The 7,566-nt window shown below is 68.6% G+C and carries 7 protein-coding genes, 1 tRNA gene and 1 pseudogene; 5 read left to right on the forward strand and 4 right to left on the reverse strand.

What is annotated here, in order from left to right; translation table 11 throughout:
- Positions 1–1,457: copper-translocating P-type ATPase (locus AC1D12_RS18645; protein ID WP_477842153.1), on the forward strand; the 1,457-nt coding region annotated here is incomplete at its 5' end.
- A 192-nt stretch (positions 1,458–1,649) separates the two neighbouring features.
- Here AC1D12_RS18645 and AC1D12_RS18650 read toward each other — a convergent pair.
- Positions 1,650–1,943, reverse strand: coding sequence for a hypothetical protein (locus AC1D12_RS18650; RefSeq protein ID WP_477842154.1), 294 nt, complete (start codon positions 1,941–1,943; stop codon positions 1,650–1,652).
- Positions 1,944–2,274: 331 nt separating this feature from the next.
- Between AC1D12_RS18650 and AC1D12_RS18655 the strand changes: the two genes are divergently transcribed.
- Positions 2,275–3,189, forward strand: coding sequence for a hypothetical protein (locus tag AC1D12_RS18655; protein ID WP_477842156.1), 915 nt, complete (start codon positions 2,275–2,277; stop codon positions 3,187–3,189).
- Positions 3,190–3,237: 48 nt separating this feature from the next.
- The gene (locus tag AC1D12_RS18660) at positions 3,238–4,983 is read left to right on the forward strand and encodes a hybrid sensor histidine kinase/response regulator (RefSeq protein WP_477842158.1); all 1,746 of its coding nucleotides are present in this window, start codon (positions 3,238–3,240) and stop codon (positions 4,981–4,983) included.
- 48 nt (positions 4,984–5,031) lie between these two features.
- On the opposite strand, the gene AC1D12_RS18665 is transcribed toward AC1D12_RS18660, so the two are convergent.
- Together AC1D12_RS18665 and AC1D12_RS18670 are read right to left on the reverse strand one after the other, a co-directional pair.
- Positions 5,032–5,472 (reverse strand): hypothetical protein, encoded by a 441-nt coding sequence (locus AC1D12_RS18665; RefSeq protein ID WP_477842159.1) that lies wholly within the window; start codon positions 5,470–5,472, stop codon positions 5,032–5,034.
- Between the two features lie 70 nt (positions 5,473–5,542).
- Positions 5,543–5,627 (reverse strand) — tRNA-Leu (locus tag AC1D12_RS18670).
- Positions 5,628–5,717: 90 nt separating this feature from the next.
- Between AC1D12_RS18670 and AC1D12_RS18675 the strand changes: the two genes are divergently transcribed.
- Entirely contained in the window at positions 5,718–6,308 is a 591-nt protein-coding gene (locus tag AC1D12_RS18675; protein ID WP_477826348.1) for a rhomboid family intramembrane serine protease, read from the forward strand.
- An 86-nt stretch (positions 6,309–6,394) separates the two neighbouring features.
- Positions 6,395–7,459 (forward strand): S1C family serine protease, encoded by a 1,065-nt coding sequence (locus AC1D12_RS18680; protein ID WP_477826347.1) that lies wholly within the window; start codon positions 6,395–6,397, stop codon positions 7,457–7,459.
- An 11-nt stretch (positions 7,460–7,470) separates the two neighbouring features.
- Here AC1D12_RS18680 and AC1D12_RS18685 read toward each other — a convergent pair.
- Positions 7,471–7,566, reverse strand: a pseudogene (locus AC1D12_RS18685) (SDR family NAD(P)-dependent oxidoreductase); the annotation flags it as partial.

Raw genomic sequence — 7,566 nt, forward strand, 5'->3', positions numbered from 1 at the left:
CTGGCGAGAAGGTGCCGGTGGATGGCGAGCTCACTGAGGGCAAGGGCAACGTCGACGAGTCCATGGTCACCGGCGAGCCGATTCCAGTGGCCAAGGCCCTTGGCTCGAAGGTCACTGCCGGTACGCTGAATCAGACCGGCGGCTTCGTGATGCGCGCGGAGAAGGTTGGTGCCGACACCCTGCTATCGCAAATCGTCCACATGGTGGCAGCGGCCCAGCGCAGCCGCGCACCCATCCAGCGGATGGCCGACCAGGTCGCGGGCTGGTTCGTGCCGGTGGTCATCCTGGCCGCCGCGTTGACGTTCGTCGCCTGGCTTGTCTGGGGTCCGTCGCCCGCATTCAGCTACGCGCTCATCACGGCCGTGGCGGTGCTCATCATCGCCTGTCCGTGTGCGCTCGGCCTGGCTACGCCGATGTCCATCATGGTTGGTGTCGGCAAGGGGGCGCAGCACGGCGTGCTCATCCGGGACGCAGAGGCACTGGAGAAGATGGAGAAGGTCGACACCCTTGTGGTCGACAAGACAGGCACTTTGACTGAGGGACGACCGAAGGTCGTCCACATCGAGCCGGTGACAGGCTTCTCCGCTGATGACGTATTGCAGAAGCTCGCGAGCGTCGAGCGTGCCAGCGAACACCCGCTGGCCATGGCCATCGTGATGGATGCGCAGGAACGCAAGCTCGCCCTGTCACCGGTCGTCGACTTCGACTCACCGGTCGGCAAGGGCGTCATCGGAACGGTGGATGGACAGACCGTTGTCTCCGGAAGCCCCAAGTTCCTGACGGAGCACGGTATCGACTCCGGCAGCCTCGCAGTCGCGGCGGAAGCGCAGCGGCAGAAGGCGGCAACGGTCATCTTCGTCAGCATCGGTGGCAAGTTGGCCGGCTTCGTCGCGATTGCCGACCCCATCAAGGCGACAACCCTTCAGGCGCTGAAGGCGCTGCAGGCAGCTGGCGTTCGAGTGGTCATGCTGACGGGTGATGGCAAGACCACTGCGGAAGCTGTCGGACGTCAGCTGGGCATCGACGAGGTGGTCGCCGAAGTGTTCCCGGAAGACAAGGCCGCTGTCGTCAAGCGCCTGCAGGGCGAAGGGCGAGTCGTCGCGATGGCGGGCGACGGGGTCAACGATGCGCCCGCTCTCGCCCAGGCCACGGTCGGGGTGGCCATGGGCACCGGCACTGACGTCGCGATGGAAAGCGCTGGCATCACCCTGCTCAAAGGCGACCTCATGGGTATCGTTCGGGCTCGGACGCTGTCGCACGCAACGATGAGGAACATTCGCCAGAACCTGTTCCTCTCGTTTGCCTACAACGTGGCCGGTATCCCGCTCGCGGCTGGAGTGCTGTATCCGTTCTTCGGACTGCTGCTGTCACCGGTGGTCGCCGCTGCTGCGATGGCCCTGTCGTCGGTCAGTGTCATCGGCAACGCTCTGCGCCTGCGGACAGTCACCGTGGAGTGAGCGTGGAACCTCGAGGTCAACGCAGTCTTGGAGATTGGCTGTTCGCAGTCTGCGGCGTGTGGCTGGTGGGCCTGGGCAGCTATTTCTTCTTTGYCCGCCCCCCACTGCTGCCGGAGGACCTGCGCGATTCGGGCGCCAATGTGGTGGTGCTGCCTGCAGCCGCACCACACATCGGCGAGTGGCTGGAGCGACCTACTTGAAGTTGAACGTCGCGCACGTGCGACGCTCTCTACTTACGCGCACCGCGACGACCCTCGACGAGGGTTTCCCGCTGATGCGCGAGATCGGCTGGACCGTCATCACGCAGCGCGCCCGTCGATCCGTGCAGCTACTTCCGGCCGATGCGTGCTGGCTGGCCTGTCGATGGGCGTCGGTGTGGTTGGCACCCTGCTGCCAGAGCGAGGGCAAACGGCGGGCGTGCTGATGCTTCATGCGCTGGCCGACATTCCGGACACCGCTCGCCCCGGCCTTCCAGTACAGGTCCACGTGGGCGATCCGGATGTCGAATTCGCGCCGCCTGCCGCGGTGGCGATGTGGCAAGACTCGGCGAGACGCATGGGCGCGCAAGCCCAAGTTCCACCTGTCCTCGCGCCGGTCACTTCTACACAGACACCAGCTTGCCGGACTACGACGAGCGCGCGTCAGAATTGACTTGGCAGCGCGTGGAGGACTTCCTGCACCTCCGGCCATCTTCGACGATGTAGCGATCCTTCTGCATGCCGGTCGACTCAAGGTCTCTTTGCCAGCGTAAGGCTGTGTCCAGCCAGCACAGGGCGCCCCAGGGGGAGCAGGGCGCCTGCGACGAATTCGGCTGTACATGCTGCTCGACGACCTCTACCATCGCCCGGGACAGGGGACTCCGATGTACCGTCCGCCAGGATTGCCAGAAGTCGTCGCCATTGCGCTTGCCATCGTCGCGGCGCTTCTGTGCGTCATCTGGCGGCGCAAACGTCACCTGTGGTTGCTGCAGGCCGCCATCGGTTCGGCCCTGGCCGGCGCGACCACGCTGGGATGGCCGGGGCCACTGCCGGTGGAGTTCGCGCTGCTGCCGCGCGCGCTCATCGCGTGGGCGGTCGCCGACTACCTCGGCCAGCGCCGCGCGACGAAGGCGGCACTGGTCGGTCCGGCCCTGGTCCTTGCGCTCGCCCCGCCGACGCTCGCCCGCTGGGCGGCGCCATGCCTCGACCTGTCGCTCGGCATGCTCTGCGCGGTGCGGGCGCGCAGCGAGCGCGAGTGCGGCCACGCGCTGTTGGCCGCTGCCGCGCTGTCGAGCGCGGGCTGGCTGGGCTTCGCCATAGGGTCCGGTGCCGACGCCGCGCTGATCCAGGGTACCGCATTCGGACCGGCCACCCTCGCACTGGCGATGGCCCTGCCGGTCGCCCTCCTGCTGAGCGAAGACAAGCACGCCGGCGCGGCGCACGCGCTGCTGCAGCGGATGGCGCACTTCTACGACGCCCTGTCGCGGACCAACCAGGCAATCACCCGCATCAAGGACCGCACCCGGCTGTTCGAGGCGATCTGCGAGATCTGCGTCGACGCGGGCCATGCTCGCGTCGCCTGCGTATACGTGCTCGACGGCGTCTTCGCCCACCGCTGCGCCACGGCCGGGCCGGCGGCCGAGATCCTCGCCGGCGTTCCACAGCCGTGGGACACCAGCGAGGCGCGGGCGCAGGCCTCCTACACGGTCCAGGCGCTGCGGGAGGGGCGGCCGATCGCGAGCAACGACTACTAGAACGACCCGCGGGCGGCGCCGTGGCGCGACCAGGCCGTGGCGCACGGCGTGCACGCGTTCGCATGGCTGCCTTTTCATCGGCGCGGCGGTGTCGACGGCGTCCTGATGCTGGCTGCAGGCCACACCGGCTTCTTCGACGAGCCGTTGATGCAGCTGCTCGACAAGCTGGTCGGCGACATCTCCCTCGCGCTCGATGCGATCGATCGCGAGCACGAACGCGAGCGCGCGCAGCGCGAGGTGCAGGCCGGCCTCGAGCGCTTCCAGCTGCTGTTCAACGCCGCGCCGGTGTCGTCGACGATCCTCTCCATCGCGCAGCGGCGCGTGCTCGCGGCCAACGACACTTGCTGTGCCGCCATCGGCATGACGCGCGAGCAGATGCTGGGGCGCCAGACCGTCGAACTCGCGGCACGGCTGAGCGACGAGGATCGCGAGGCCTTCTACGCCGAGCTCCAGCGCCACGGCCGGGTGCGCAACCGCATGATGCGCGTGCACCGCGGCGATGCCCGGCCGACCCAGGAACTGTTCAACGCCGAGCCGATCGACTACATGGGCGAGGCGTGCCTGCTGGTGATGAGCCTGGACATCACCGACTTGCACGAGGCCCAGCAGGTTCGCGAGGCGCTCGCCCGCGCCGAGTCCGCGAGCCGCGCCAAGACCGAATTTCTTTCGCGCATGAGCCACGAACTGCGCACGCCGCTCAACGCCGTGCTGGGCTTCGCCGAACTGCTGCGCCAGGGGGTGCAGGAGCGCCTCACGCCGCCTGAACTGGCGCAGCTCGACCTGCTGCAGCAGGCGGGGTGGCACCTGCTGACGCTCATCAACGACGTGCTCGACGTGTCCCGCATCGAGGCCGGCCATCTCGCGGTCCAGGCCGAGCCGCTCGCGCTGCTGCCGTTGCTCGACGAAGCGATGCAGATGACGCGCCGCGCCGCCGACGAGCGGGCGGTCTCGCTGGTGCCGGCCTACGACGCCTGCGCGCCGGTCGGGGTGCGCGCCGATCCGACGCGGCTGCGCCAGGTCGTGCTGAACCTGCTCTCCAACGCGGTCAAGTACAACCGGCCCGGCGGCATCGTGACGGTCTCGCTGCGCGTGGAACTCGAGTGGGTTCACCTGCAGATCGAGGACACCGGCCTCGGGATGACGAACGAGCAGCTGTCCCACCTGTTCGAGCCGTTCAACCGGCTCGGGCGCGAGCGTGGGGCCATCGAAGGAACCGGCATCGGCCTGGCGCTGACCCGCCAGCTCTTGCGGCTGATGCAGGGCAACATCGGCGTCGACAGCAAGCTCGGCATCGGCACGCGCGTGAGCGTGTCGCTACCGCGCGTCGAGTCCGTGCCGTGCGTGCCGGAACGACCGCTGCCGCAGACCGCGCCGGCGGCGCCGGCGGCACCGCGGGGCACGGTGCTTTACGTCGAGGACAACGACGTCAATGCACTCCTCGTCGAGCAGATCCTGGCGCGCTGGGCCGGCCTGCGTTTCGTCCGCGCGCACGATGGCAGGAGCGGCTTCGAGCTGGCCCGCAGCCTGCAACCCGACCTGCTGCTGCTGGACATGCAGCTGCCGGACATCGACGGGCTGGAAGTCCTGCGCCGCGTGAAGGCGGACGCGGCGACCTGCCACCTGTGCGTGGTGGCCCTGTCTGCCAGCGCGATGCCGGAAGAAGTCGCGCGCGCCACCCAACTCGGCGCCGACGAGTACTGGACCAAACCGCTCGCGGTGGACCGCTTCCTGGCCGACGTCGCCCGCCTGATGGACGAGGCGGCTGCCAAGGGTCCGCGGACGATGTCCGTCTAGGCTGGCGGCGCCCGCAGGGCCCCGGCCGCCTTGGTGATGCTGCCTGCCTCACCACGCGTCATGGCTCAGCGCGACGTTGTGTTTCCAGCCAGGCGTCGAGCGCCGTATGAATAGAATCGCTATTCGCCAGCGATCCGGTCCAACGGTTTGCCGGCGGGTTGTCACCTCCTTCAGCGACATCACGCGCTCCTTGCCCGGCGGCGGCAAAGGGCTCTTGACGCGAGTCAGCACGTTGCCCTCGAGCCATCCCCACTCGTCGAGTGCGATGCGGCGCATGGCCCGGATCACGTTGAAGTCGCGCGCGATCGAACCTGGCGCGAGAGGCTTGCGATCGACACTTCCTGCCGCGGGCGAGTCGCGCCAGGTCGACCAGTCGTCCGGCGTGATCTCCGTGAGCGGCTTGTCGATGAACGGGATCGTCGCCTTGAACCTCGCGATCCGAATGCTGTCGGCTCGCCATCCGCGCTTGTTCGATCCAGCCTTCGGCACCCGCACCGCCAGGTTTGGCGCGGATGATCGGGGAGTTCAGCGTATTTTCGCGAATGCGAAAAAGGGGTGGTGGTGCCTCGGGTCGGAATCGAACCGACACTCCTTGCGGAACGGGATTTTGAGTCCCGCGCGTCTACCAATTTCGCCACCGAGGCCGGTGCAGGGGGTGAGAGTGTGCCACAGCCTTTCTGGGATATCCCCAAACCGGGTACCCTTGGCGCCCCTTCCCTTGCTGCGGACCTTGCATGCCTTCGTTGCCTCCCGTCACCCAGGCCCTGCTGCTGATCAACGTGGGCATGTTCTGCCTGCAGTACGTGCTCGGCTTCGTCGTCGACCGCTTCCTGGCCCTGTGGCCGATCGGCGCGGGCTTCCTGCCCTGGCAGATCGTGACCTACGGCTTCCTGCACGGCAGCTTCAACCACCTGCTGTTCAACATGCTCGGCCTGTGGATGTTCGGCGCCGAGCTCGAACGCCTGTGGGGCGCCAAGCGCTTCCTGCAGTTCTTCATGGCCAGCGTCGTCGCGGCAGCCGGCTTCCAGCTCATCGTCTGCGCGCTGATGGGCGCGAACTTTCCGACCGTCGGCGCGTCGGGCGGCCTGTTCGGGCTGCTGCTCGGCTTCGCGATGATGTTCCCGAACCGCACCATCGTGCCGCTGATCCCGCCGATCCCGATGAAGGCCAAGACCTTCGTCGCAATCTACGGCGGCCTCGAACTGCTGTTCGGCGTCACCGGCACGATGGCCGGCATCGCCCACTTCGCCCACCTCGGCGGCATCTTCGGCGGCTGGCTGATGATCCGCTACTGGCGCGGCCAGCCACCGTTCGGCCGGCGCTGATTTCACGCCGCGGAAAGCCCCCGCCTCGCCCAGGGACGGGCCGAAGCGCTCATGCTCACCGCACGAGTTTCTCGTTCGGAGGGCCCATGAACGATCGGCTTCAGGCAACGCGCCGCATCGCGCGCAGGTGGGCAGCCGGCTGGCTGCTCGGGGCATGGGCCGCGTGCAGCGCCGCGCTCGCGGCAGCACCAGCCGATGACGATGCCACGCTGAAGGAGCAAGGCGAGTTGCTCGCCCGCGCCGCGGCCGCGGTGGTCGGCGTGCAGGTCCAGGCGCTCGGCCACGCCACCTCGGCCGAGACCCTCGGCAAGCTGCGCCTCGGCTCCGGCGTCGTCATCGGCACCGACGGCCTCGTGCTCACCATCGGCTACCTGATCCTCGAGGCCGACCAGGTCGACCTGCAGCTCGACTCCGCGCGCATCGTGCCGGCCCGCGTCGTCGCCTACGACCAGGCGTCCGGCTTCGGCTTGCTGCAGCCGCTCGCGCCGCTGCGCCTGCCGCCCGCACCGCTCGGCGACACCAGCCAGCTCGCGTCCGACGAGCCGGTGATGATCGTCAGCGGCAGCTCGCCCGCCGGCCAGGGCGAGCTGAGCCTCGCGCGCGTCGTGTCGCGGCGTGCTTTCTCCGGCTACTGGGAGTACCACATCGACGGCGCGCTGTTCACCTCGCCGCCACGCACCGACCACAGCGGCGCCGCGCTCTTCAACGCCAACGGCGAGCTGCTGGGCATCGGCTCGCTGATCGTCGCCGACGCCGCCGGCGCCGACGCGCCGCGGCTGCCCGGCAACATGTTCGTGCCGGTCGACCTGCTGAAGCCGATCCTGAAGGAGATGCGCGAGAGCGGCAGCACCGCGATGAGCCACCGGCCGTGGCTCGGCGTGAACTGCGTCGAATCCGGCGGGCAGGTGCGTGTCGTCAAGGTGAACCGCGGCAGCCCGGCCGAGGCCGCCGGGCTGCAGGCCGGCGACCTGATCCTGCGCATCGACGGCGTCGCGGTCGGCGGGCTGGAGCGCTTCTACAAGACGCTGTGGCGCGGCAGCACGCCCGAGCGCGAGGTCACGCTCGAGGTGCAGCGCGGCGACGAGACGCAGACGCTGAAGGCGCGCGCCACCGATCGCATGAAGACGTTGACCCAGTCGCTCGGGGTCTGACCTCGATCAAGTCAAGCGAGCAAGCCGTCGCGCACCGTCGGGTAGCGCAGCTTCAACCGCAGCTCTTCACGCAGCCGCCGGTTGTCGAGCCGGCGCGACTCCGAGAG

The organism is Rhizobacter sp. P1_G5 (genome assembly GCF_056405435.1).

What these genes read in the sequence shown, in the direction of transcription:
- AC1D12_RS18655 (WP_477842156.1), top strand. Translation starts at nt 2,275, where the DNA reads ATGCTGCTCGACGACCTCTACCATCGCCCGGGACAGGGGACTCCGATG.
- AC1D12_RS18675 (WP_477826348.1), top strand. Translation starts at nt 5,718, where the DNA reads ATGCCTTCGTTGCCTCCCGTCACCCAGGCCCTGCTGCTGATCAACGTG.
- AC1D12_RS18680 (WP_477826347.1), top strand. Translation starts at nt 6,395, where the DNA reads ATGAACGATCGGCTTCAGGCAACGCGCCGCATCGCGCGCAGGTGGGCA.